We start from the raw sequence: 26,294 nt of genomic DNA, 5'->3' as shown, positions 1-26,294 counted from the left end.
GATAGTCATCTGCCCCCTTTTTTTATTATCCCTGCACAATCATCAGCTATTTGCGCGACCACTTCCCGCGGTCATCTTCAATCCACCATCCCTTCTGGGCCTTTTTGCGATAGGTATCGGCAAAGATGGCGGTCACTTTCTCCAGGGCATCATTGCCCAGACGGTTGGCACTGACGATCTCGATGTACAGTGCCTGGCGGTCCTTGTTTTCATCATTGATCAGGCCGGTCAAACGGGCCCGCTGTTTGAGAGCCAGCTGGTCCGCCTGCTGCAGGTGCAGCTGGCCGTCCCTGCCCTCGCCGATAAAACCCTGCTGATAAAAGTCAACCAGCTGCGGGTAGCGCTTCTTCATTGACGCCTGCAGTCCCCTGATGGTTGCCGTGGAGACATTGATATTGATCTCCTCCGCCGCCCAGGCCTGCCGGCCGAAGCTGATAAACCAGCTCTGGGGTTTGCCTTCGGTACCTTCCTGGAGGTTGTTGGGCGCCGCCGGAGCCTCGGGAACCGGGATGCCCGAACGGATCTCATCGACAAGCTGCTCGGCCGCTTTTTCCACCGCCGCCGCCGGAAAATAGATATTGATGGTGACACAGGACACCAGAATGACCACCAGAAATGTTGCCATCAGTTGAACTTTCTTCATCATGTTCCTCCCTTAACGGTTATTCATACCATGAGCTTAAGGTTTGTTGAAGATACGGTTGATTCTCTTCTGCATATCCCGAAAACTGATCTGGTTGTCGGGCCGGTGGTTGATCACATCAACCCCGGTGAGCAGCCCCCTTTTGACTACATATTCCCTGCCCCCCTGGTGGATCAGGCCCCGTAGATGAAACATATCATCCCGCAGGCTGCAGCGCAAGCCGATAGCGGAATAACGATAATGTTTGAAAAAACGGTTGATGCCCACGTTCAGCAGCCCCTGGCCGGCGGAGGTGCCTGAACTCAGCATGGACAGGTTCTCAATGGCTTTGACGCTGATTGTACGGGGCACACCGGACCTCTTCACCGATCGTACTTCTAAATCGAAACTGGATGGTTGCCCATAGGAGAGTTCCAGGTTGTTGAGCTGCAGATCAATGATGCCGCTGGCCGACCCAACCGGCACCTGGGCGGTGATCTCCTGCAGATCAAGCTTTTCAGCCCGGCAGTTCATGCCCATGACCCGCGACGGGGAAAACGGCCGCCGAAGCCGGATCTTGTCCAGCGTCACCTGGCCATGAAACAGGGGAAAAGCGATACTTCCTTCAGTTGTCACCTGCTCGCCGGCAAGCACCAGCTGCAGGTTGGCGTTGATGCCCTGGCGGACTTCATCGACAATATTCACCGCGATATCCGGCAACGGCAACGATGGCAGCGGGTGGCCGGCAATCGCCGGACTGACTGCCACCTGCAGGGCGATATTTTTTTCGCCGGTAGCAGCACCGGTCCGGATTCCGAAAACAGTTACTGGACAGCCAAGGGCGGTCACTGCCAAAGGTTCGGCAACGGCAAAGCCATCATTGCTGAACGCAAGATGGAAATCCTGTGGTCCGGCTGTCTCCACATAGTCGCCCGTCAACGTTCCCAGGACAAGGGTCGATGGCGCACTGTATTCTTTAATGACTATCTTTCGGGTTTTGCCGTTCCAGGCCAGCCCGTCCAGGGGAATTTCCAAGCTGCTGTCAAGGAGCCGGCCGTAGCGCCCCGCCGAAAATTCACTGACGGCAAGCCTTGCCGTCCCACCGGTGACGACAATCTGGTCACCAGTTTTTCGCATGGCTGCTGAAAGCTGTCCATGACCGGCCACCGACAACTCCTTGACAATGCCCGGCGGAGCACCGCCGAGAAATTCGGGCATCCAGACAGCCAGCAGGCGGGCCAGATCCATCCGTTGGCCGTCAAAAACCGCCGACCATTCATCCGGCGTCCAGCGCCCATGCAGCTTTCCAACCCACAAGGGAGAATCACTGAGCCTTCCCACCACCTTCACTCCTGAAGCAAAAACCGGCCGACCGTCACGAACGTTGCATACCGCCTGCAGATTGCCCACAATTTTCTGGTCGCTGAAATCCCAGAAATAATCACGCCACAGGCCCGGGCCGCCATGGCCGTCAACCGTAAGGGACAGGGAACCCTCGCCATGGTCGGGTACCGAGATGGATGCCTCCAGGGAACAGCCGACCTCCTCCATCACCATCGTGCCATCGGGCGACTGATAGCGCAAACCTTGTGCCTGCATGGAAAGCAAGGCGGTATACGGTGCCTGGAAAAGTTTATCCCGCCCCTGAACGGCAATCTTGTAGTCAGCAGTGCCGGCACCCGGCAATATGGCTGCCCACCCTGGCTGCACTAAAGAAACTATTTCCTGCAGTTGATTGCAAGTGGCATTCTTGCCACCGATTTCAAACCGCCAGGACGGTGATGCATCGGTCGGCAATTCGCAGGTTATCAGGCTTTCAACGGGGTCCCCCCCGGCGATGGTCAACCGGGGAGAAAGTTTCAAGATTCGGTCTAGTTCCAGCGGGATGGCAAGGGTGTAAGAAGAATCGTTCAGGGTCCCGTTCAGTGCCAGCATGCCGGAACCGGCAACCATTTTTCCCTGAACGGCAAGCTGCAGTTCAAAGCTGCCGGCGGCGGACAGCGAGCGCTGCGGATATTGGAAATCGCAATGGGCGGTAATCGTTCCTGCGCCACCCTGATCAGCCTTGAAATCATCTATCCTGACCATGACAGTATCCAGAGTCAGCCGCCAACCGGCTGCACTGCTGAGCAGGACCACCCGCAGTTGTTCCACCAAGCCCTTTTCTACGGCAGGCAGCCGGCTGAGCACCCGCTGCAGGTCTCCCCCGGCCCCACTCTCAGGCTGGGAGCCAGGCTTATAATCATCAACATCGATAACAACGGTCGGCCGGAGAATCTTGATCGATTGAATGGTTGTCGTAAAATCGGCAAAAGACCATGAATGGCCAGAGCCAGCCACAAAAGCCTGCAGGGAAGATGAAAAGGAAAGAGTGATACATAAGGCGATAAAGGTTATGGTGAACCATCTGACAATGGTTTGATCGCCCATGCTTTGTTATCGCTTGCTGATTGAAAGGTTTTTAAAGGGTATGGAAGAAATGGTTCAGAGTTGCCGGATAAACCTCCACATTGATGGCCAGATGGGTGAGAAAATCCTGTACCCTCCTCGCTTTCAGGTCAAATAGGAATGCCCAGCGTGAGTCGAGTAATGCCGCCGCATAACCCTGCTCATCTCCTCAAGCAGTATCAGCTGTTTATGCGTTGACATCACCCCTACCTGGCATTATACTAACATCATTTTGAATGATTTCAATAAAATAGTTATGCCATATTTCCCTTTAATTATCAACTTATAAGGTTAAATTTACCTGATAATACTATACGCAGAGAAACAAAGGTCTGAGCATTGATGGCAAACTGGGAGCTTGTGAAAAACGACTACAACATCCACACCGGCGACGCTGAAACCTACCGGCCCATTGCCGAGATTGTGGCGGAACTGAATGCGATCGAACTGGCGGCCAGGGAAACCGATGACGTCCTGCGGGGCATCCTCAAGCAACTGGGATTTGGCGCATGAAGATTTTCATCAGCAGCGTGCAAAAGGAGTTTGCCGCCGAACGCAAGGCGTTGGCCGAATACCTTTCAGGCGATCTGCTGCTGAGGCGCTTTTTCGAATATTTCCTGTTCGAAGATCAGCCGGCGGCCGATCAGCGGGCGGACCAGTGTTACCTCGATGAGGTGGATCGTTGTGATATCTATCTCGGTATTTTCGGCAATGAGTATGGTCGGGAAGATGCCGGGGGAGTTTCGCCGACACACTGTGAATTCAATCGGGCCACCGAAAAGGGCAAGACCCGGCTGATCTATGTCAAGGGTGCCGATGACAGCCTTCGGCATCCGAAAATGAGAGCCCTGATAACGGATGTCGCCGATAGTCTTATCCGACGCCGGATCAATTCCGCCGAGGAGCTTATCGCCGCGGTGTATGCGAGTCTCGTCAGGATTCTTGAAGAGCAGGAACTGATCCGTTCCGGTCCGTTCGATGCCACATTCTGCCGGAATGCAACGCTTGACAACCTTGACGAAGAGAAGGTCACTCGCTTTCTCATGCTTGCCCGGCGCGGTCGTAATTTCCCGTTGCCGGGGGATACGCCGCCCCATGAGGTGCTTGCACATCTCAATCTGCTCGACAATGGACGGCCGACCCATGCCGCCATATTATTGTTCGGCAAACAGCCCCAACGTTTCCTGATCACCTCCGAAGTGAAATGCGCCCATTTCCACGGCTATGAGGTGGCAAAACCAATTCCCTCCTATCAGGTGTACAAAGGCACGGTTTTCGATCTCGTGGACCAGGCCAAGGATTTCGTGCTCTCCAAGATAGACCTCTGGGTGGGAACCCGGGCGGAAAGCACCCAAGCTCCGACGAAATACGAAATTCCCCAGGAAGTAGTCGCCGAAGCCATCGTCAATGCCGTCGTGCACCGCGACTACACCAGCAATGCGAGCGTCCAGGTCATGCTCTTTAAGGACCGGCTCGAGGTCTGGAACCCCGGCACACTGCCACCGACCCTGACGCTTGAAAAATTGCGCGGCCCCCATGCCTCCGTTCCTCATAATCCGCTTCTTGCCGAGCCCATGTACCTGACCAAGTACATTGAGCGCATGGGAACCGGTATCCGTGACATGATTCGGCGATGCCGGAAAGCCGGGCTTCCTGAGCTTGAAATCAGGCTTGACGGCGGTTTTTTTGTGGTGACGATCCGGAGGAAAAATCCTGAGGCTAGGGCCCAGTCAGGGCCCAGTCGGCACCAAGTCGGCACTATGTTGGCACTAAGTGGGCACCAAGTCGAAATCATGCGTAACTGTCTGATAGCAAGCCAAATTGGTGATCTTATGGAGATTGCGGGACGAACGGATCGCACCAAGTTCAGGAACCAAGTCCTGAAGCCTCTTCTTGACGAGGGTTTGGTTCAGATGACAATTCCGGACAAGCCCAAAAGCAGCAAACAGCGCTACCAAACCACCGAGCAGGGCCGCAGGGTAATGGAACAGCTGGAAGAGGGAAAGGGCCGCCCATGAATATCAGTGTGGCCACCGGGCAAATGAGCGGACAAGTCGAGGCCCATGAGGCCCAAGTCACTAGAAAAGTCACCCCGCAAGATACCCTGCAAGTTACCCCGCAGGTCAAGGCGCTGCTCGGGGCCATCGTAGATGCCCCGCGCTCTCGCTTGGAGACTTGATATGACAAATGGAACTTATCCAGAAACCTTGTACCAACAACTCTGTGCAAATATGATGGACGCCTTTGGGGTTGCTGATGTGAATGGCCGAGTGATAGAGGCCAACCAACTATATCTGGATCTGGTCGGCTATACAAAGGACGAACTGCTTGAATTGAGCATTTTCGATCTCACCCCTACGAAATGGCATAGTCTTGAAAAACGGATCATCGATGAGCAGGTACTGGTAAAGGGTTACTCCGACATATTTGAAAAAGAGATCCTCCGCAAAGACGGCAGCATCGTGCCGGTGGAGCTGAGGATCGTCCTGGCCAAGGATCCCAATGGCCAGCCGATGGGCATGTGGGCCATCGTGCGGGATATATCTCTACGTTTGGCAAAAGAGGACGCCCTCAGGCGGTTCCAGCTTTCGGTGGCGTCGTCGCCCGATGCGGTGTTTTGGATAAACGCTGAAGGCCAGTTCCCCTATGTCAACGCGCAAGCCTGCCGTTCGCTGGGTTACAGCCGGGACGAGCTTATGCAACTTAACCTGTGGGATATCGACGTGGGATTTACGCAAGAGCTGTGGGGACCGCATTGGCAGAACGTGAGAAAAAGCGGCGGTGCACGGCTCGAAAGGCTGCACCGGCGAAAAGATGGCACGGTATTCCCAGTGGAGATTTCTTCCACAAATATTGACTTCGAGGATCAGGTGCACCATGTCGCCTATGTCCGCGACATATCTGACCGGGTGAATGCCAACAATGAGCGCAAAAAGCTTGAGGCCCAACTCATTCAATCCCAGAAAATGGAGTCCGTCGGACGCCTGGCCGGAGGTGTTGCCCACGACTTCAACAACATGCTGAGCGTCATAATGGGGTACTCGGAGCTCATTAAAATCAAGCTCGCTCCAGACGACCAGTTTATACGCGAGCTTGAACAGATTCAACAGGCCACCAAGCGTGCCCAGGAAATTACCCAACAGTTACTGGCTTTTTCCAGAAAACAGGTTTTCGAGCCGAAAGTACTGAACATCAACGACCTCATCAGTAGTTTCGAAAACAACCTATCGCGATTGATCGGGGAAGATATCACCCTGGAGTTTTTCCCCTCCCGAGATATCAGGAATATCGAATTTGACCAGACCCAGATCGAGCAAATTCTTATGAATCTTGCAATCAACGCCCGCGATGCCATGCCGGCAGGCGGCAGTTTGACCTTTGAAACAGCCAACGTGAGTCTGGATGAGGCCTACTGCCGGAAACACATAGGATTCATACCGGGTGATTTCGTGCAGATTTCAGTCAGCGACAATGGCATCGGCATGGATGCAGAAAACATCGACCATATTTTCGAACCCTTCTTCACCACAAAGGAAATCGGCAAAGGCACCGGGCTAGGGTTGTCCACCGTATACGGAATCGTGAAACAGGGCGGCGGCTTCATAAATGTCTACAGCGAACCGGACCGCGGAACCACCTTCAGGATATACATACCGGCTTCAACGGGTGAAGCCGAGCCGTTAAAGATAGCCGAAAATCAGGAACCGGTGTCTGGATCGGAAACGGTATTTCTGGTGGAAGACGATGAAATGGTGCGCGAAGTGACCGAAATAAGTCTACGGGAACTGGGATATACGGTTGTGTCCGCTGCTGGGCCGGAAGAAGCCATTGCCGTTTTCGCCAAGGAGCAAGACACAGTCGATTTGCTCATTACGGACGTCGTCATGCCCAAAATGAATGGCAAGGTTCTCTATGAAAGACTGAAATCAGTAAGACCGGATCTCAAGGTGCTTTATATGTCCGGCTATACAGCAAACATTATCGTTAACCACGGTGTTTTGGACAAGGGCGTTCAGTTCATTTCCAAGCCGTTCAACATTCGAGAATTGTCTAAAAAGGTGCATGAATCTCTGAAGGCATGATGGTCATAGAGGCAGAAACTGCCTTTTAATCCTGACAGCCCCTCAAGTGGAACATCATCCAAAAATGATCCCTCTCCCACAAAAATTACTCATAAACAGTATGAATAAAACACTGAGAGCTCTATTCAAATTTCATCTATTACTACTCGCGGCAATATTTTGTGTTTTTTGTAAACCATATGGAAATTAAATCCGCTTTGATAAGCTAAAGATTGCATAGCAAGGGATCGGTTCAACCTGGATGATGGCTATAAAAACCGTTAACACGATCTTGTATTGTCGGAAATGGCAAGAGACGGTCGCATTTTATCAAACGCAACTGGGGTTGAAGGTGACGACTTCTCGTCCATGGTTCGTAGAGTTCGAATTAAATGAGGCATCTCGTTTAAGCATTGCAGATGAAAAGATGACCTCTATTGACAGCAGCGATGGCAAAGGCATTACCATCACGCTTGAAGTCGATGATATTGAAGCGGCATATTCATATTTGCACGAGGCAGGACTTAAGCCAACACCAACAAGAGATCATCCCTGGGGGGCTAAAGTCGTTCACCTTTATGATCCTGAGGGCAATAGGATTGAGTTCTGGTCGCCCAATTAGGCCAGCTCGACGTCAGTTGCACGGGTGTTAGATGACTTGTCCAACAAACCATAATCATTCATGCCATAGAAAACGAAACAAAGTTCTCGGCGTTCCCGAACTCATTGCCATCGCCCTCGGTGGGATGGTGGGGGGTGGAATTTTTACCATTCTCGGGATTTCAGTCGCAATGGTTGGCGTATTTACGCCATTGGTGATAGTTCTTGGTGGAATAGTTGCCCTGCTGGCCGCCTATTCCTATGTCAAACTGGGGGTTTACTATCAGGATGAGGGGGCCACCTACTCTTTTTTCAAAAAAACATTTTCAAACTCTCATTTTGCAGCATCCCTTATCGGCTGGTGGGTAATCTTCGGCTACATCAGCACTCTTGCACTGTATGCGTATACTTTCGCATCGTATGCTCTCAGTAGTTTTTCTTATGCTGATAGTGAATTGCTGAGAAAACTTGTCGCCGGATTGGTCATTCTTACCTTTACACTTGTCAATATATGGAGTGTTAAAGGCATGGGTGAAATCGAAGATATTATGGTTTATACCAAATTGGTGCTGCTGGCAATTATCTCATTCGTACTTATTAACAACAGTCAAACGACTCTGCCGGTGTTATTACAGCATAACGGCAACACAAGCATCGTATCAATACTCATAGTTGCTTCCATCACCTTTGTGGCATACGAAGGCTTTCAGCTCGTTATTAATGCTGTCAGCGAAATGAAAAACCCTGAAAAGAACATTCCAAAAGCAATTTATTCCGCCATCTTCATTGCGATTCTGATTTATGTGGTTATTTCTCTGGGGGCGATCCTGGCAATCCCCTTTGACTCAATCATACGCAATAAGGAATATGCCCTTGCTGCCGGCACAGGGAAGATATTGGGCCATTGGGGAACGGAACTCGTTATTCTGGGAGCTTTGCTGGCAACAAGCAGCGCTATCAGCGGAACGGTATTTGGAGCGTCAAGACAAATGGCTGTCATTGCTGATGACGGCTACTTCCCTTCCCTGCTGGCAAAGCGCATCAACCACATTCCTGTTTTTGCTATTCTGACTATGGCTATCTTGGCATTTCTACTTGTGCTTACCGGTGGGCTGGAGGTTATTCTTGAATTTGGCAGCATCACTTTTTTGCTGGTATCTCTCCTGATGGCATTTGCCAATTACCAGATCCGTAAGGCAACCAACTCATCGGCATTTATTACTGTTCTTTCCTTTCTTGGGCTTTTATCTGGAACAGCACTGATTTTATATTACGAATTTAATAATCAGCCCCGACAGTTGCTTTTTATTGTGGGGATATATGTATTATTAACGGCTGGATCGTGGTTGTATGCCAGAGGCAAAAACCATGAAATAGGTAGCTGACATGCACATGTACTCGGACAGCGAAACTCCCCGGGGCTTGCCCCGGAGCCCGATAATATCTTCGTATTGACAATGAGGAAGGATCATATATGACCACCATTTTCCTTTTTATCATTCTCGCGCTTGTTGTCGGTGGTGCTATTTTTTACTGGTCGTTTATCCTCCCCAAAAAACGACTCAATGAATTGACAGCATACGCCGCAGAGCTAGGTTTTTCCCGACACCAGTATATCGCAACCAATCCCAAGGATGATATAGCCCCACTCCGATTATTTTGTCTTGAACCATCGGGTGGCGACATGAAAAATGTGTTTATTCGCACCGAACCAAAATTGATGATTTTCGACTATGAATACGATATCCCCCGTGATCAGACAGTAAGGCAGACTGCTGCGCTGTTTGAAACCAATGGCGGAAAGTGGCCGAAGCTGGTTGTTGAAACCAAAATGAAAGAACGATTTACCGTCCAATTCATGCGGTCGTTGACGCAGAAACTTGCCAATTGGATGTCCGGATACGAAGAAATTGATCTGAGTCTCTATCCAGAGTTCGCACAGCATTATCGCGTTTTCAGCAGTGTCAAACTTGAGCATGTAAGCGATCTGGTTGCCGAAAAAACCCAAGAGGTCCTGATGCAATATCCAGGATGGACTGTCGAAGCAATGGATCAATGGACGTTGATGTATCACCAGGGAAAGAAGGTGAAACCGAATGAGCTGAAGAGCTTTGTTGATGAGGCTATGCACATTTATGCGTCTCTTGGCTGAAATGTTCCTTGGATTTGATGAATGGCTGTAGAATCAATAGCTATCAATAAATTATCATGTTATATAAACCTGTTGCATATTTATTGTTAATCTAAAATATCACTATATTAGCCAATCTTTTATTGTTGGCCTGCCCCGCACTCCCCTGCCGGAAAGCTGCCTGCTTACAGGATGAAACGTGGGAATTCGAACGAAACGAAGTATACGCTGCCCGCGATGTCGGATGCATAGCCACCAGTGCATTTGCGCGTTCATTCCCAACTATATGTTGGCAACTCGCCTTATCCTGGTGATGCATCGTCGGGAACAGGGCAAACCCACCGCAACGGGGCCTCTTGCCCTGGCAGCCCTGCCCAACAGTGAGTTGCGGGTTCAAGGCAACTCCCATGAGATCCTGGATTTTACGGACCTTCATGGAATGGGCCGCAGAACGCTGCTGCTTTACCCCGGAGAAGGGGCCCCTGTCTTGAGTCGTTCTTTACTGGCACAAGACAGCCGGCCTGTCTCCTTAGTTGTTCCCGACGGAACCTGGAGCCAATCGGCCCGCATGGGAAAAAGACTTCCCGGCATTGAACACGCTGAGATGGTTCGCCTGCCGGAAGGGCCACGAAGCGAATGGAGAATCCGCAAAGAGGTTCATCCCTATGGTTTATCGACGTTTGAGGCCATTGCGAGAGCTTTTGGCATCATCGAATCAATCGACGTACAGCAGGGTTTGGAATCTTTGTTTCGTCTGATGGTGCAAACGACCCTTGCCGCCCGGGGAACTGCTGAAAAATAAAAAGTAGTCGTCAAAGATCGGTTGCCCGGCAGATTCCTCACCCAGTAGTTAATGATTGGAAATAGAATTATTGGGAAGCTCTCTCCATAAGTATTTGCCCGGTGAGGTACTCTTTGAAGCAGAAATGGCGAATAATGCTCAAGCTCCTGGCGGCATTGCTGGCGGTTGTCCTGCTGCTGTCAAGCTCTTTGGACGCCAAAGACTGGCGGACTGCCAGTCGGGAACCGGCAGGCATCGCTCCCGACCCTGCCGCTACCCATGAAGCGGTGCTGCAGGTTTACGGGGCCAGGGCGTGGGGCTGGCGGGGTTGGTTTGCCATTCACACCTGGATTGCCGCCAAACGGGCCGGTGAAAATTTTTATACCGTTTACGATGTGGTCGGCTGGCGGCTCCGCCGTGGCCAGCCTGTCCTGCGGATCGCCCGCGATATTCCTGATCGCATCTGGTTCGATGCCAAACCCTGGGTCATCAAAGAACACCGGGGAACTGGCATCGACGGGCTGATTAAGGCCGTTGACCGGGCGGCCCATGCCTACCCCTGGAAGACAACCTACCGGGCTTTTCCAGGCCCCAACAGCAATACCTTTACCGCCTGGGTTGCCCGGCAGGTGCCGCAGCTGGAGCTGGAGCTCCCCTTTTCGGCCATCGGCAGCGGCTATGCGAAGCGGGAAAAAGCACTTGCCAAGAAGCACTCTTCCATGGGAAGAGAATGCAGCGCTCATGAACATGGTTCATGATAAAAGATGAGGAGATGCAGCTCATGAATAAAGAATTATTGGCCCCCTGCGGGCTCTATTGCGGCGTCTGCGGGATTTATCTGGCCAGCCGCGACAACAACCAGAAGCTGAAGGAAAAACTGGCCGGTGCCTATGGCGTCACCCCTGAGCAGGTAGCCTGCAGCGGATGTTTGTCAGATAACCGGTTTGGCTACTGTCAAACCTGCGGTATCCGGACCTGCGTCACCGATAAAAAGATTGATGGCTGCCACCAGTGCGACGATTTCCCCTGCCGGCTGATCGAAGCTTTTCCGGTGCCGGTTGGCAAAAAGGTTATCCTCCGCGCGGTTCCCGAGCGCAAAAAGCTGGGGGATGAACAATGGGTGGCAGCCGAGGAAAAGCGCTACCATTGCCCCCATTGCGGTGAGCAGCTTTTCCGCGGCGCCAGACGCTGTGGAAAGTGCAAGGAAGCGGTCGAGGTGGATTGAACAAGGAGCCAGCCGATGAAAAAGCGCATTGTGATCTGTGCCGACGGCACCTGGAACCGGCCGGAAAAGGATCTGAGCAACGATTTTCCCACCAATGTGCTGCGTCTGGCACGGGCCGTAAGCCCGGTGGCTGACGACGGGAAACCGCAGCAGGTATTCTACGACTGGGGAATTGGTTCCTATTACGATCCGGTGATCGGCGGCGCCACCGGCAGGGGCCTGAACAAAAACATCATGGACGACTACCGCTACATCGTCCAGAACTATGCCCCCGGTGACGAGATATTTCTGTTCGGCTTCAGCCGCGGCGCTTATACGGTGCGCAGCTTGTGCGGCCTGATATACAACTGCGGCATTCTCAAACGGCCCGATGCCCGACTCATCGAGGTGGCTTTTGCGCACTATAAAAACCCGGGCAAGGCTTACGCCCCCAGGGGGGAGAAATCCATTGCTTTTCGCGAGGCCCATGCCCATCCGAGCCGCCAGGTGACCTTTGCCGGGGTGTGGGACACGGTGGGCGCCCTGGGAATTCCCTTCTCCTTCCTCGGCCTGCTGGATAAAAAGGATGAATTCTACGATACCAAGATCGGCCCCAACATTGAGATTGCCCGCCACGCCCTGGCCATTGACGAACTACGCTCTGACTTCGAGCCCACCGTCTGGCTGCCGCGGCCGGGGCTCGACCTGAAACAGGTCTGGTTTGCCGGGGTGCACAGCAACATCGGCGGCAGTTATGCGCCGGACAAGGAAACCGGCGGGCTGCTGTCGGATATTCCGCTGGGCTGGATGATGGCTGAGGCCAAGCAGGCCGGATTGACCCTGGAACCCCATCTGACGGCCAGTTTGAACGGTCGCGCCGATGCTACATTGCACAACTCACGGCGCCATATCTACCGTTCCAAGAGTCCCTATTACCGGCCCATCGACCACGGCAAGGGACCGGTGCTGCTCCATGCCAGCGTGAAACAGCGATGGGACAATGAGCCACAATATCGGCCGCGCAACCTTGCCGCCTACCTGGAGATGAACGGCGACTGGCCGGCCCTGGTTTCCTGAGCAGACGACGATTACGCCGTTTATTTCATCCAGCCAGTCCAGCGGCTTGACGGTGGACACCCGATGCAACCCTGCAATGCCGGCACGAAAAGGATGTATGGCGCACCTGATTGAAAAGAGCCATTTTAGCGTGAACCCCGAAGGATTCGGTGCTGATCGCCCCGTTGAAACACAGGAGAATTTCATCAAGGGGATTTTCTCCTCGGTGGATGAAACGACGGCGGACGGCCTTGATCGACTGCGCACTGAAGAGGGCATCACCCCAACCTGCAAACTCGGCTGCTGCCACTGCTGCCGGTTTCATATCCTGACCAACAGTGCCGAGGCCCATACCCTGGCGCAGTACGTCAAAAGGACGTTTTCGGGTGATCAGATAAACGGTCTGCAGATGCGAACCAGGCAATGGCATGCCTGGGACAATTCCCGGCCGGGCAGGCACCTGACGGACAGTTTCGGTGAACAGGTTGATATAGAAAACTATGTTCCCTACTGCCCGCTGCTGGTAAAGGGTGCATGCAGCGCCTATCCCGTCAGACCGGTGGTCTGTCGGACCCATTTTGTCTCGTCCCCTTCTCTTTTCTGCCGTGCAGCAAGCGATCCGCAATTGCCCCAAGAGGCGCCGGTGGTGCTGATGGCCGTAGTGACGGCAGCACAGCCGTTTTCAATGGCCATACGAAAACATATTGAACATGCCGGGCTGGATTTCCCCCGATCACAGATGCTGCTGCCCCAGTGGCTGGCGATTGAAATGGATTGGGATTTTGCCATAGGGCGGTGACTGCCCGAAAATGGCCATCGAAAGGCAGCCCGCCAGCGACCTCTCAACCAAATAACTCAACAACGTTGTGCAGTACCAGAAGCGGTTAAAAAAAATAATTCAGGTATCAGCCTCTCCAGAGGCCATAACATCAACCATTGAGAAGGATCCGGAATTCCATGAAACTGCTCATCCGCAATCTTGCCCGCACCACGTCTGAAAAAGAACTCAGAGAGATGTTTGAAGCCTACGGGAGTGTGCAGTTCTGCTCCCTGGTTCTGGACCAGAAGACCGGTGGTTCCAAAGGCTTCGGTTTCATAGAAATGCCGAAGCCAGGTGAGGCCAATGCGGCAATGAGGAACCTCAATGGCACGGATGTGGCCGGCAACAGAATCCGCGTTAAAAAGGCCGTGGTCGGTCCACCCAAGGTCAAAGCAGGTGGTGGAACTGTCGATCAGTAAGCCATAAGCCCAAAGCTTGCCGGCTGTGTTCCGCTTGAGATGGCGGCCATCCGACTGGTGGAGAATGTAGGCAGGCTGGGGTGAAACCTCATTACAACTGGACTTCAGCACGGGAAGCTAAAGCAATGGCATTACATTCCGTACCGACCCGGGGCAGGACCCTTGATCATGCCGCCATTGTTTATGATACTCTCGAACCGCTTCTGCTGCTCGGGAAACAAGCCGATTACGATAAGCATATTCTTTCCCTGCTTGAGCTTGCGGACTCTGATCGGGTCCTTGACCTGGGATGCGGCACCGGCGTACTGACACGGATGATTGCCGATAAGCTTGACCCGGCGGCGGGTGGAATGGCGGTGGGCATTGATGCAGCCGCAAAGATGATTCAGGTCGCCCGGAAAAAACGCGCTGCGGTCAATTGCATCTTTGAGGTTGTGGCCGCCGAATCCCTGTCCTATGAGGACGATTCCTTCGATGCCGTGGTATCGAGTCTTTTTTTTCATCATGTGCCGCTGAGCTTAAAAACAATGGCCTTCACAGAGGCATTCCGTGTCCTGCGGCCCGGCGGTCGGCTGGTCATCGCTGACATGCACATACCCACCACCTGGATGGGCGCCCTGCTCTCTCACGCCTCCCGATGGTTCTTCATGCAGCCGCAGATCGGGGAGAATATTCGCGGCGTCCTGCCGGATGTTATGGAACAAGCCGGCTTTCAACGACCGGAAATTGTTGCCACCTATTTTGGGTATGTTTCCCTGTTCCAGACCAGAAAACCAGGATTATAAGGGGTAATCGTGAAAAAGCCCTTGAACCCCATTACCTTAATGGAAAACGTTTCTCAGATGAAGACGCTGTCTGGGGAGCTGAGAGCCGGCCTTGCCGATTACTGGCAGATTGCCGACGACATTCTCCGCCAGGGCGGGGTTGAACTCAAGCCACCCGGGGAAGCTGATTTTTCCTTTAAACGGAATTTCTTCTCGCTTCTGTTTCTCTACTCCTTTCACCGTGCCCGGCTGCCGAAACCGCGCCGCATCCTCTACGCGGCCGCACTCCAGTGCCTGCGGGGCATGGTTACCGGCTGCGACAACCTGCTGGACGATGAATACAAGAAGACACTGGACACCGATATTCCAGAAACCGCTCTCCGCTTCCGTTCGGTGATCGATATCATGGTTTCGGACCGGGTACTTTTCCAGCTCCTTCTTGAAGCCTGCCGCCGGCAGGAAATCACCATGGACCAGGTTGCGGCGGCAACAAGCGCATCAATGCGGACAATGACCAGAAGCGGTGTCCAGGAGGCTTCGGAGGAAGCGGGTATAACGACTATTATCGCCCCGGATGAGCTGCTGCAAACGGTCCATCACCACAAAACAGGAATGCTGTTCACCTGCCCGTGGGATATTCCCCTGGCCATTGAGGAGATGGATGAGTCCAGCGTTACGCCACTGCTGCAGGGACTCTACCGTACCGGTATGGGCTGCCAGGTCATGGATGACATGGTGGATTTCACTTCTGATCTGGAGCGTAAACGGCACAATTTCCTGGTCTCGCTGATCCATCACAGCCAGAACCAGGTGGAAAAAAAGCGGCTGCAGGAACTGCTCGCCGCCCGGGGACGCCAGCTGCTGACCGTGGATCTGACAACTGATTTCCCCGCAAGCCTGTCAGAGGCAGCCGCAACCGCCAGCCGGTTTCTGGCAAGCGGCCTCTCCCTGCTTTTTTCCGCCGACCATCAGTCCCTGGTAACCCCGGCAAGTCAGTTTCTTAAAGAGCGAATCGGCGCCGACCGGTTCATGGGGATGGCACGGTAATGAGAATCAACGGTATTGGCTTCTGGGCCCGCGTCGCTTTGCTGTTTCTCATCCGCTCCGGTCGTTCCACCGCATCCCTGTCCATCATGGTAATCACCGCAGTGGCGGCGCTGATTTTTCTTTCAGCCCTGGCGGTCGGCGTCAACGACGCCATGCTCCGGAATACCATTGGACTGTTTTCGGGGCATATTAGCGGCCATAAGCTGGCCGCTTCGGTTGTGCCCGAGGACCTGATGGTCGATGGAGTTGAAGGGGTTTTGAAGCGGGTCTGCCTGCCGGGAGTTGTCACCCGCGGAAATCTTGACAAACCCCTGATGATGTGCGCTGTCGATCCCCGCCGCGAAAGTGCCATGACCGCTCTGCCGAAAAAGATTGTTGCCGGAAGCTACCTGCAAAGCGGCACTGCCCAAGTGCTGATCAGCAGACCCATTGCCGAGGAGCTGGGCATTCATGTGGGTAACGTCCTGCAATTCCGCTCCCCTGCCCTGGCCGGTTTTTTGGAACTGACGGTGACCGGCATCTACCAGACCAACATTGATCAGCTGGATCATGGAGTCGCATTCTGCCCGTTGTTCCTGTTGCCGATGCGGGACCTCACCTGGTCGGCAGCGGTTTTTCTCCAGCGCGGCCAAGACACCAGGGACATCATTGCCGCCTATCGGCAGCAATGGCCGGAGAGCTACCAATTTGACTCCTGGGAAATGCTGATGCCGGACCTGCGGCAGCTCATTGATCTGCAGTACATCTCCATGGCCATCGTCATTTTTCTGGTGTTCGGTGTGGTTGCCGTTGGCATCGCCTGCTCCTTTGTCATTTTCATCATCAAGAACATCCGTGAATACGGCATTATGAAAGCCATGGGAGTAACTACCACAGAAATGTCCATTCTGATCGTCCTGAAAGTAGCGTTGATGAACATCATTGCCTGCGGTGTCGGCCTGCTGATCGGCCTGCTGGCGGTATGGGGGATTGCCGCGTCCGGCGGCCTTGACATAACCGCCTTGACCTCCCACAACCGCTATTTCAGCGTATCGGGAATCATCTATCCGCGTCTGACGGTTTTTTCCCTCCTGGCACCGCCGGCAACCGCACTCTGCTTCAGTCTGATAGCCGCAACCTGGCCGGCAGTACTGCTGGCCAGGAAAAAAGCCGCTGAGATTATAAGGATGATTTGAGTCGATGATACAACTGGAATCGGTAACCAAGGTGTTCCAATCAGGACGTCGGGAAGTAAAAGCGTTGAACGACATTTCCTTTTGCCTGGAAGCAGGCAGATTTGCCGCCATTATCGGCAAATCTGGGTCGGGCAAATCAACGCTTTTGAACTGCATGGGCGGCCTGGAGCCGCCGGATACCGGAACAATCACCTGCTTCGGCACGCCGATCTATGACCTCAGTGCCCGCGAACTGAGCCTGTTTCAACGCCGCTCAGTGGGTTTTGTCTTTCAGCGGGGTAATCTTTTGTCCTATCTGACCGTTGCCGAAAATATCGGCTTTCCCCTTACCTTAAATCACATTACGGGAAGCAGCCAGGCCCGGCGGATCAGTGAACTGCTGGAGCGGATCGGACTTGCCTCAGCGGCAACGGCCCTGCCCCATGAGCTTTCCAGCGGGGAAACCCAGCGGGTGGCCATGGCGCGAGCCATCGCCCACAATCCCAGAATATTGCTGGCCGACGAACCGACTGCCAACCTGGACTCGGCAACCGGCCGACTGGTGGTCGAACTGATGCATGACCTGGGGCGGGATCATCAGTGCACCATCGTTATGGCAACCCATGACCTTGAGATCACAGAAAACGCTGAAACCGTCATCCATCTCAATGATGGCCGCATCCAAGCGGAATGACCATGAATACGCTTTCACTTGTCAGTTTTTCTGTTGCCATGCTGATTCTGGCGGCCAGCCCCGGACCGGGAGTGGCCGCCACTGTGTCCAGGTCACTGGCCTCCGGTTTTCACTCCGCCCTGGCGGTTATTGCCGGCATTGTCATGGGTGACCTCATCTATCTGTTGTTTGTCCTCTTCGGGCTTTCCCTGGCGGCGCAAACCCTGGGGAAACTTTTTATTGTCGTGAAAATCGGCGGCGGCGCCTACCTCTTCTGGCTTGGCATCACCATCTGGCGGGCAAAGCCGCACGCGTTTGCTTCGTCAGCTCCCCAGTCAAAAGATGCGCGGCCGACTGCTAATCTCATAAGCGGCCTGTTGGTCACCTTGGCCAATCCAAAGGTCATCGTTTTCTACTGCGGTTTTCTGCCAACCTTTATCGATTTGTCGAGTTTGCAGGCAACGGATGCGGCGATGATCGCTGGTATTGTCGCCATTGTTTTAAGTGGTGTTCTCATCGTCTACGCTGCCGCCGCCACCTATGCCCGGCGGTTATTTTCAAGTCATAAAGCAATCGGCCGGCTCAACCGCTCTGCCGTGGCGGTGATGATGGCGGCCGGCATTGCAATTGCAGCCAAACAGTAAACGGAATAAAACATGAGAGTTTGGGATATCAATCCGGGTTATTTGAACCGGGGAAGTCTGCTTGGTGAACATCGAGAGCTGCACGGCATTGTCTCAATTATTACCAATGGGAAAAAAGGCTATGCGAGACATCCCGAAACCCTGCGCTGGGTTGGTTATGGCTGGGCGTTGAGACAGCGGCACACGTTGCTGGCAGCTGAAATGTCATTGCGGGGATTTACCGACAGATCGCCGGTGGTAACGGAGGACGGGCAAGGCCGTTGGCCGGAATCGTATATTGATCTGCCCGGCCGGCAGTTTCAGCTGCTGGCCGAAAAATACCGCGACAAGGAACCTGGCCGGATACCCTTACCAAAAAATGTCCAGCAGCTGTGGAGCCAGCATAAATATTCGGTGCTTGCCCGGGATGTCAATCTTTATCGGGAAATAGGTCGGCAGGTGGCTGGACGGCGGGCCAAAAATGATTGCGCAGAACTGGCTGAGCTGCTGACGGCGCTGCTGCGCCAGCCACCATCGACCAGCGGCCTGCAAAACGCCCTGCAGCACATGTGGGGATATGTATCCGACTCTCCGCCTGGGCCGAAAGCCAAGGTCGAGTCGTGGTCATCATGCCGGCTGCTGCGGGAGATTCAACATCGCGCCCTGGCTAGCCAAGAGCCCTATCTCACTGCCTCCACCGCCCTGAGTGACCTGCTGGCATGGACCATAAACACATCAGACCAGACGATTAATAGCGAGAACGGCGCTTTGAACGCTTGCCACGGCGCTCTTTATGCACCTGATTTACTTTGATCTCCCTGCCCTGAAACATGGTTTTGTTCAGGGCCTTGATCGCTGCATCAGCTTCCGAGTTGCTCGGCATGTCAATGAAGCCATAGCCTTTTGATCTGCCTGAATAGTGATCCATGATCAATTTGACACTGGCGATCTCACCAAACGCCGCAAAAAGTTCCTTCAAATCACTTTCGTTCGTCGTGAAAGGCAGTTGACCGACATAAATAACCATCATCACTCTCCTTGGAGTTTCTGCTGCATCGGCATGGCTGCCACTATCGGTTTCTTGTTTGCTGTACAACCCTTCCTGCAGTCTTAGTTAGCCCTTGATATCGGTCTTTCCCGCTAGACCTGGGGCTGATTGGCGGCATGGTTGCCGCGGGCGACTTTAATGGACACTGTTTTGCCATTGATTTTCAGACGCTGAAAAGCATCAAGAATCTGGTGGGTGTACCTGCTGTCGGCTTCAAGAAGCGCAGTATTGCGCATAATTTCAATTTTTCCCACCTTGATCCGCCCGCCTCCAGGAACGTCATTAATCGTGCCAATCAGCCCCTGGGGAATAATCCCGTCGCGCCGGCCGACATTAAGGAAAAAACGGGTGAATTTCTGTTTCTGGTTTGCCTGGACAACCGGAACTCTCCCCTGCCGTTCCCTTTGCCCGGATCGTTTCGGTGCGCTGTCCCTGACATTGAGATCGGGAGCGTTCCGGTAGTATTTCAGGAAGCGGTCAAACTCCAGGGAAACAAATCGTTTGATGAGCTCATCACGGTCCAGGGACTCAAGCTTTTCGGCAATTTCCCCGTACAAGGGATCAATCTGCTCATGGTTCACCGTAACATTCGCAATGTCGTCAACCAAGCTCACCAACTGCTTTTTGCAGATCTCCAGCCCTGAAGGAATCCGACACTGCTTGAACTTCTTATTGATTTTCCGCTCAATCTCACTGATCTTGTAGCGTTCCTTCATATGGATGATAACCACCGAGATGCCGGTCCGACCGGCCCGGCCGGTACGACCGCTGCGGTGGGTGTAGTTGGCAAGGTCGTCAGGCAGGTTGTAATTGATCACATGGGTGAGATCATTCACGTCCAGACCGCGGGCAGCAACATCGGTGGCCACCAGGATCTGCAGTTTTCTGGAGCGGAATTTCCCCATTACCTGATCGCGCTGGGCCTGGGTCAGATCGCCATGCAAGGCATCGGCATTGTAGCCGTCCTGGATCAATTGATTGGCAATGTCATGGGTCTCCTGCCGGGTACGGCAGAAAACAATCGAGTAGTTGTCAGGACAGTTGTCTATGATCCGCCGCAGGGCGAGGTAGCGATCCCTGGCATGGACCATGTAATATTCATGATCGACATTCTCGGCACCGGCATTGCGCTTGCCGATGGTAATTTCCACCGGATCAGTCATATACTTGCTGGCAATGGCCGCAACTTCTCTCGACATAGTAGCCGAAAACAGCAAAGTGTTTTTTTCGGCGGGCGTATTCGCCAGGATGGCGTTCAATTCCTCCTGAAAACCCATTTGCATCATCTCATCGGCTTCATCGAAAACAACATAGCGCACCCCTGAAATGTTGACATTACCGCGGTTGATCAGATCATTGAGGCGGCCCGGGGTGGCGACAATAATCTGGGCTCCGCGCCGCAGGGCTCTGATCTGTGGTTCAATATTGGCGCCGCCGTACACCGCCAACACCATTATCCCCTCGATATACCGGCAAAAAGCGGTCAAATCTCTGGCGACCTGAACGCACAGCTCCCGTGTGGGACACAGAACCAAAGCCTGAGTCTGTCTGCTGTTGGTATCAGTCAGTTGAATGAGCGGCAGGCCGAACGCGGCGGTTTTGCCGGTTCCGGTTTGCGCCAGACTGACCAGGTCACTTTGCCGTTCCAGCATCAAGGGAATGACTTTGGCCTGAACCGGCGTTGGCTCCTGAAAACCCAGGGATGACAGACTCTTGAGAATTTCGTTGTTGATGCCAAAATCTGCAAATGTGTTCATAATGTGTGTTCTTTCTGCTGATGGGTATGTTGGGGATTGCATCACGATGCAACCAGAACTGAAACACCCTGCATAGACAAGGCGCCTTTTAACGGAAAATAAAAAAATCGCGCGATCCCAATACAAGAGGATTGCGCGATTCGATACAGCAGTCTCTCATAACAAAAAACAGGCAATACTTTACAATGAGTATCTCTTTTACTCTCTTTACAGAATAAAGCAAGGGGTTTTTTGTAATCCCTGCGGACATCCGCTGCCAATAACCACAGCCAAACATCTTGAAATGACGATACTCTGCTGCCGGCATGCCTGTCAGGCAAGGATCATTTCGGTTTTCAGGCGCTTGATCTGGTCCCGCAGTTCGGCCGCCCGCTCAAAATTGAGTGCTTTGGCGGCGGCAGCCATCTCCTTTTCCCAGCGCTTGACCATCCGCTCGCAGGCTTTTTCCCCTTTGGCCAGAATGCCTGCCAGCTCTTCGGCACCACTTTCAGCCGCTGGCACTCCCTCCCCGTAGCCAACCTCAATGGATTCCTGCACTTTTTTCACCACACTGGTGGGGGTGATATGATGGAGCAGATTGTACTGCTGCTGTTTTTCCCGCCGCCTCTCCATTTCGTCAAGAGCGCTGTGCATCGAACCGGTAACCCGGTCGGCGTACATGATCACCTTGCCGTGGAGATTACGGGCTGCCCGCCCTGATGTCTGGATAAGGGAACGGTGAGAGCGTAAAAACCCCTCTTTATCAGCATCCAGAATGGCCACCAGGGAAACTTCGGGGATATCAAGTCCTTCCCGCAGCAGATTGATGCCCACCAGGATATCAAAGGTTCCGAGGCGCAGGTTGCGGATCAACTCGGTCCGCTCCAGGGTATCAATGTCGCTGTGGAGGTAGCGAACCTTGAAATCCAGCTGCTGCAGGTAATCGCAGAGATCTTCGGCCATCCGTTTGGTCAGGGTGGTTACCAGCACCCGCTCGCCCCACTCCACTACCGGCCTGATGCGGCCGAGAAGATCGTCAACCTGGCTGCTGGCCGGCAGTACCATGACTTCCGGGTCCACCAGCCCGGTGGGTCTGATGATCTGTTCGACCACCTGGGAGCCGGACTGCTCCAGCTCATAATCACCGGGAGTCGCAGAGACATAAATGACCTGGTTGGTCAGCTGCTCAAATTCTTCAAACTGCAAAGGCCGGTTGTCAAGGGCTGAGGGCAGACGGAAGCCGTAGCTGACCAGGGTTTCCTTTCGGGAGCGGTCGCCACGGTACATCCCCCGGATTTGGGGTACGGTAACATGGCATTCATCGATGATCAGCAGGTGGTCACGGGGCAGATAATCCATCAGGGTCGGCGGCGGTTCGCCCGGCTGCCGGCCGGTGAGATGGCGGGAATAATTTTCAATCCCCTGACAGTGGCCCATCTGCTCCATCATTTCAATATCAAACATGGTCCGCTGCTCTAGTCGCTGGGCCTCCAGCAACTGCTGATTGGCCTGAAAATACTGCAGCCGGTCCCTCAATTCATCTTGAATGGCCTTGATTGCCCGCCCGAGGTTCTCTTCCGGAGTGACATAGTGACTGGCCGGATAAATAGTAAACTTCAGCCGTTTTTCCAGCATCCTGCCGGTCAGGGGATCAAACAGGGACAGCTGTTCAAGCTCGTCGCCGAAGAATTCCAGCCGCAGGGCGGTATCCTCCATATTGGCAGGGAAAACATCCACCACGTCACCCCGCACCCGGAAGGTTCCCCGATGGAAATCAATCTCATTGCGCTGGTACTGGATTTCCACCAGCTTGCGCATCACTTCTTCACGGTTGATATCCCGACCGGTTTCCAGGTAAAGCAGCATCCCTTTGTAGGCTTCCGGCGAACCCAGGCCGTAAATGCAGGAAACGCTGGCGACAATAATGACATCCTCACGCTCCAACAGAGCGACGGTGGCCGCATGGCGCAGCTTGTCAATCTGCTCATTGATGGATGAATCCTTTTCAATAAAGGTGTCAGTACTGGGAATATAGGCTTCCGGCTGGTAGTAGTCATAGTAGCTGACAAAATACTCGACTTTATTGTCAGGAAAGAGATCCTTGAATTCCTGGTAGAGCTGCGCGGCCAGGGTTTTGTTGGGAGCAATGACCAAAGTGGTTTTCTGGACTCTGGCAATGACCTGGGCCAGGGTAAAGGTTTTACCGGAACCGGTCACTCCCAGCAGGGTCTGTGCTCTTGCCCCAAAGCGCAGACCTTCCGTCAGCCGGTCAATGGCCGCCGGCTGGTCGCCCTGGGGTTCGAATGGTGAGTGAATAACAAAAGGAGGCATGGGTTGCGGGCATCCATCAGTATGGTCAGCGATCTGGTCAACGGCTACATACCATAGGAGGTGAATCAATGCAATTGTACACAAATTGCTTGAATCAGGTTTCAGTACCATGCTATGGAAACATAACTATTATACAAGGAGAATAGCATGGAAAACAGTCGTTTCTTACAAGCCTGCCGCCGGCAGGCGGTTGATTGCACTCCTGTCTGGATGATGCGCCAGGCCGGTCGCTACCTGCCTGAATACCGGGCTCTGCGGGAAAAATATTCATTCTGGCAAATGTGCAAGCAGCCGGAGCTGGCGGTTGAAGTAACCCTGCAACCACTGCGCCGGATGGAACTTGATGCCGCAATTCTTTTTTCCGATATTCTGGTGCCGCTGGAAGGGATGGGCGCCGGTTTTGAATTTATTGAAAGCCGCGGACCGGTGCTTGATCACCCCATCAGAACCGCCGCCGACGTCGATCGGCTGACCGTGATTGACGCCCGTGAAGTGGTGCCTTTCGTAATGGAAGCCATCGGGATGCTGCGCCGGGAACTGACCGGCAAAGTGCCGCTGATCGGCTTTTCCGGCGCACCGTTCACCCTGGCCAGCTACCTGGTTGAGGGAGGCGGGTCCAAACAGTATCAGCATATCAAAACGATGATGTATGCCGAGCCTGAGCTGTTTCATCGCCTGATGGATAAAATTACGGCGGTGGTCATCTCCTACCTGTCAGCCCAGATTGAAGCCGGCGCCCAGGTCATTCAGCTGTTCGACAGCTGGGTCGGCTGCCTGAATCCGGCTGATTATCGCGAGTATGTCTTCCCCTACAGCCAAAAAATTTTCCAGGCGCTGGCGCCCTACAATGTTCCCATGATCCATTTCGCCAACCAGGCAGCTACGTTTCTTGATCTGGTCCGCGATGCCGGCGGCGATATCCTCGGCATCGACTGGCGTATTGACCTGGCCACTGCCTGGAAAATCATCGGCGAGGATCGCGGCATCCAGGGCAATATCGATCCCATCACCCTTTTTGCCCCCATCGGGGAGATCAGGAAACGGGTCAAGGGGATTCTCGATCAGGCCGCCGGTCGGCCGGGCCATATCTTCAATCTCGGCCATGGCATTCTACCCACCACCCCCATTGACCATGCCAAGGCGATGATCGACGCGGTCCATGAGTTTTCAGCCCGTTGACCGAGAGAAGGATATCACCGATGAACTATATCAGTACTCGGGGCGGCATCGCCCCGATTTCCTTTGTCGATGCAGTGATGATGGGGCTGGCGGCGGATGGCGGTCTCCTGCTGCCGGAGGAGATTCCTGTCTTTTCTGCCGGCGAGCTGGAGCAGCTGGGAAAACTTTCCTACCAGCAGCTGGCCCTGAGGATTTTTCAGCCCTATGTGGGTGACTGTCTGGCGGCCGACGTCCTGGCGGAACTGGTCAAAACGAGCTATGCTACCTTCACCAACCCCCTGGTTGCTCCGCTGGTCAAAAAGGGGGATCTCTATATTCTGGAGCTTTTTCACGGCCAAACCCTGGCCTTCAAGGATATCGCCCTCTCACTGCTGGGCAATCTGTTCGCCCGCCTGCTGGCCGACCGGCAGCAGGAGCTGAACATCCTCGGCGCCACCTCCGGTGATACCGGCAGTGCAGCCATCTACGGTGTTCGCGGCAAAAAGCATATCAACATCTTCATTCTCCACCCCCACGGCAAAGTCAGCCCGATCCAGGAAAAACAGATGACTTCGGTGCTTGATGACAACGTTTTCAATGTCGCCGTTGAAGGAACGTTTGATGATGGCCAGCGAATCGTCAAGGAGATTTTTGCCGATCTTGACTTCAAACGGGAGTTTCATCTGGGGGCGGTCAATTCCATCAACTGGGCCCGGATCATGGCCCAGATCGTCTACTATTTCACCGCCTACCTGCAACTGCCGGCGGCGGCGAGAGAGGTTGTCGACATTGTCGTGCCCACGGGCAATTTCGGCAACATTTTTGCCGGCTACCTGGCCAAACAGATGGGCCTGCCGATCCGCCGGCTGATCCTGGCCAGCAACGAAAACAACATCCTTTCCCACTTCATCGCCTCGGGGGTCTACGAACGCAGTCAGGTGGTGCCCACCTGGAGTCCATCAATGGATATCCAGGTGGCCAGCAATTTTGAACGCTATCTCTACTATCTTCTTGACGGTGATTCGGCCGCAATCTGCAAGGTGTTTGCAGAGCTTCAGGAGAGTGGCAGGATTGCCATCGGCAACCACCGGTTCGCCCGGGTACAGACAGATTTTGCCAGCGGGTATTCCAGCAACGAGGAAAACATTGCCACCATCGCCGAGTTCTACCAACAGACCGGCTATATCCTCGATCCCCATACCGCGGTCGGCGTTCAGGTTGCCCGCAAGCTCAATCCACCCCGTACCAGCGACCGGGTGACTACCATCTGCCTGGCCACCGCCCACCCGGCGAAGTTTCCGCAGGCGGTGGAGAAAGCGATCGGCTTTCCGCCGCCGGTCCCGGTTTCCCTCCAGGGCATCGAGCAGCTGCCGTCAAGATTTGCCATCCTGCCAGCCAGCACGCCCATAGTAAAAAAATATATCAAGGACCAGCTGCTCTCCCCTGCCTGATCCGGCAGCCAGAGCTGAACCATTGCTTAGAGCTGCCACGGTATCGTTGCCAGAGGTTATGCGCCGGACGAACCACCTGGATGGTGATTCGCGGCTGACACCTCAGAACTGGCCATGAATGGCCGGCGAGAATGAGCGGCAACCATGCCCTGAGAGCTTACCATACC

At 53.8% G+C, this 26,294-nt stretch carries 25 protein-coding genes; 20 read left to right on the top strand and 5 right to left on the bottom strand.

What is annotated here, in order from left to right; all coding sequences use genetic code 11:
- Positions 1–46: 46 nt before the first annotated feature.
- Both JXO50_07800 and JXO50_07795 read right to left on the bottom strand, forming a co-directional pair.
- The gene (locus JXO50_07800) at positions 47–646 is read right to left on the bottom strand and encodes a DUF1318 domain-containing protein (protein ID MBN2332994.1); all 600 of its coding nucleotides are present in this window, start codon (positions 644–646) and stop codon (positions 47–49) included.
- Positions 647–679: 33 nt separating this feature from the next.
- Positions 680–3,052, bottom strand: a complete 2,373-nt coding sequence (locus JXO50_07795; protein ID MBN2332993.1) for a hypothetical protein — start codon at positions 3,050–3,052, stop codon at positions 680–682.
- Positions 3,053–3,412: 360 nt separating this feature from the next.
- Here JXO50_07795 and JXO50_07790 point away from each other — a divergent pair, with 360 nt between their 5' ends.
- The 18 genes from JXO50_07790 to JXO50_07705 all read left to right on the top strand — a co-directional run bounded on the left by JXO50_07790 (position 3,413) and on the right by JXO50_07705 (position 19,216).
- The gene (locus tag JXO50_07790; protein MBN2332992.1) at positions 3,413–3,583 is read left to right on the top strand and encodes a hypothetical protein; all 171 of its coding nucleotides are present in this window, start codon (positions 3,413–3,415) and stop codon (positions 3,581–3,583) included.
- A complete protein-coding gene (locus JXO50_07785) occupies positions 3,580–5,088 on the top strand; it encodes a DUF4062 domain-containing protein (protein ID MBN2332991.1) in 1,509 nt (502 codons plus the stop codon). Before JXO50_07790 ends, JXO50_07785 begins: the two co-directional genes overlap by 4 nt.
- Before the next feature lie 162 nt (positions 5,089–5,250).
- Positions 5,251–7,152 carry a PAS domain S-box protein gene (locus JXO50_07780; GenBank protein MBN2332990.1) on the top strand — a complete coding sequence of 634 codons (1,902 nt, stop codon included), beginning with the start codon at positions 5,251–5,253 and terminating at the stop codon, positions 7,150–7,152.
- A gap of 244 nt (positions 7,153–7,396) precedes the next feature.
- The gene (locus JXO50_07775; GenBank protein MBN2332989.1) at positions 7,397–7,753 is read left to right on the top strand and encodes a VOC family protein; all 357 of its coding nucleotides are present in this window, start codon (positions 7,397–7,399) and stop codon (positions 7,751–7,753) included.
- Between the two features lie 31 nt (positions 7,754–7,784).
- Positions 7,785–9,116 (top strand): APC family permease, encoded by a 1,332-nt coding sequence (locus JXO50_07770; protein ID MBN2332988.1) that lies wholly within the window; start codon positions 7,785–7,787, stop codon positions 9,114–9,116.
- 89 nt (positions 9,117–9,205) lie between these two features.
- Positions 9,206–9,883 (top strand): hypothetical protein, encoded by a 678-nt coding sequence (locus tag JXO50_07765; protein MBN2332987.1) that lies wholly within the window; start codon positions 9,206–9,208, stop codon positions 9,881–9,883.
- A 178-nt stretch (positions 9,884–10,061) separates the two neighbouring features.
- A complete protein-coding gene (locus tag JXO50_07760) occupies positions 10,062–10,664 on the top strand; it encodes a DTW domain-containing protein (GenBank protein ID MBN2332986.1) in 603 nt (200 codons plus the stop codon).
- 134 nt (positions 10,665–10,798) lie between these two features.
- On the top strand, positions 10,799–11,401 hold the full coding sequence (locus tag JXO50_07755; protein MBN2332985.1) for a DUF3750 domain-containing protein: 603 nt from the start codon (positions 10,799–10,801) through the stop codon (positions 11,399–11,401).
- Positions 11,402–11,424: 23 nt separating this feature from the next.
- Positions 11,425–11,868 carry a DUF3795 domain-containing protein gene (locus JXO50_07750; protein ID MBN2332984.1) on the top strand — a complete coding sequence of 148 codons (444 nt, stop codon included), beginning with the start codon at positions 11,425–11,427 and terminating at the stop codon, positions 11,866–11,868.
- Positions 11,869–11,883: 15 nt separating this feature from the next.
- Positions 11,884–12,924, top strand: a complete 1,041-nt coding sequence (locus tag JXO50_07745) for a DUF2235 domain-containing protein (protein MBN2332983.1) — start codon at positions 11,884–11,886, stop codon at positions 12,922–12,924.
- A 97-nt stretch (positions 12,925–13,021) separates the two neighbouring features.
- Positions 13,022–13,702: a hypothetical protein gene (locus tag JXO50_07740; GenBank protein MBN2332982.1), complete on the top strand. Its 681-nt coding sequence runs from the start codon at positions 13,022–13,024 to the stop codon at positions 13,700–13,702.
- A 158-nt stretch (positions 13,703–13,860) separates the two neighbouring features.
- Positions 13,861–14,142 (top strand): RNA-binding protein, encoded by a 282-nt coding sequence (locus JXO50_07735; GenBank protein ID MBN2332981.1) that lies wholly within the window; start codon positions 13,861–13,863, stop codon positions 14,140–14,142.
- A gap of 125 nt (positions 14,143–14,267) precedes the next feature.
- Positions 14,268–14,927 carry a class I SAM-dependent methyltransferase gene (locus JXO50_07730; protein MBN2332980.1) on the top strand — a complete coding sequence of 220 codons (660 nt, stop codon included), beginning with the start codon at positions 14,268–14,270 and terminating at the stop codon, positions 14,925–14,927.
- Positions 14,928–14,984: 57 nt separating this feature from the next.
- Positions 14,985–15,953, top strand: coding sequence for a class 1 isoprenoid biosynthesis enzyme (locus tag JXO50_07725; protein ID MBN2332979.1), 969 nt, complete (start codon positions 14,985–14,987; stop codon positions 15,951–15,953).
- Positions 15,953–17,128, top strand: a complete 1,176-nt coding sequence (locus JXO50_07720) for an ABC transporter permease (protein ID MBN2332978.1) — start codon at positions 15,953–15,955, stop codon at positions 17,126–17,128. Before JXO50_07725 ends, JXO50_07720 begins: the two co-directional genes overlap by 1 nt.
- A gap of 4 nt (positions 17,129–17,132) precedes the next feature.
- The gene (locus tag JXO50_07715) at positions 17,133–17,801 is read left to right on the top strand and encodes an ABC transporter ATP-binding protein (protein ID MBN2332977.1); all 669 of its coding nucleotides are present in this window, start codon (positions 17,133–17,135) and stop codon (positions 17,799–17,801) included.
- 2 nt (positions 17,802–17,803) lie between these two features.
- Positions 17,804–18,424, top strand: a complete 621-nt coding sequence (locus JXO50_07710; protein ID MBN2332976.1) for a LysE family translocator — start codon at positions 17,804–17,806, stop codon at positions 18,422–18,424.
- Positions 18,425–18,436: 12 nt separating this feature from the next.
- Positions 18,437–19,216: a DUF1722 domain-containing protein gene (locus tag JXO50_07705; GenBank protein ID MBN2332975.1), complete on the top strand. Its 780-nt coding sequence runs from the start codon at positions 18,437–18,439 to the stop codon at positions 19,214–19,216.
- Here the strand turns inward: JXO50_07705 and JXO50_07700 are convergent.
- From JXO50_07700 to uvrB, 3 genes are all read right to left on the bottom strand, one after another.
- Positions 19,152–19,430, bottom strand: a complete 279-nt coding sequence (locus tag JXO50_07700; GenBank protein ID MBN2332974.1) for an RNA-binding protein — start codon at positions 19,428–19,430, stop codon at positions 19,152–19,154. The two genes, JXO50_07705 and JXO50_07700, sit on opposite strands and share 65 nt — an antisense overlap.
- Before the next feature lie 113 nt (positions 19,431–19,543).
- The gene (locus JXO50_07695) at positions 19,544–21,208 is read right to left on the bottom strand and encodes a DEAD/DEAH box helicase (protein ID MBN2332973.1); all 1,665 of its coding nucleotides are present in this window, start codon (positions 21,206–21,208) and stop codon (positions 19,544–19,546) included.
- Between the two features lie 312 nt (positions 21,209–21,520).
- On the bottom strand, positions 21,521–23,518 hold the full coding sequence (gene uvrB / locus JXO50_07690; GenBank protein MBN2332972.1) for an excinuclease ABC subunit UvrB: 1,998 nt from the start codon (positions 23,516–23,518) through the stop codon (positions 21,521–21,523).
- Between the two features lie 147 nt (positions 23,519–23,665).
- Here uvrB and hemE point away from each other — a divergent pair, with 147 nt between their 5' ends.
- Together hemE and JXO50_07680 are read left to right on the top strand one after the other, a co-directional pair.
- Positions 23,666–24,697 (top strand): uroporphyrinogen decarboxylase, encoded by a 1,032-nt coding sequence (gene hemE, locus JXO50_07685; protein MBN2332971.1) that lies wholly within the window; start codon positions 23,666–23,668, stop codon positions 24,695–24,697.
- Positions 24,698–24,717: 20 nt separating this feature from the next.
- Positions 24,718–26,127 (top strand): threonine synthase, encoded by a 1,410-nt coding sequence (locus JXO50_07680; protein ID MBN2332970.1) that lies wholly within the window; start codon positions 24,718–24,720, stop codon positions 26,125–26,127.
- Positions 26,128–26,294 lie beyond the last annotated feature (167 nt).

It is taken from the genome of Candidatus Anaeroferrophillus wilburensis, assembly GCA_016934315.1.
Classification (GTDB): domain Bacteria; phylum Desulfobacterota; class Anaeroferrophillalia; order Anaeroferrophillales; family Anaeroferrophillaceae; genus Anaeroferrophillus; species Anaeroferrophillus wilburensis.
The sequence above is the reverse complement of the archived record's forward strand: the minus strand, read 5'-3'. Positions and strand labels throughout refer to the sequence as shown.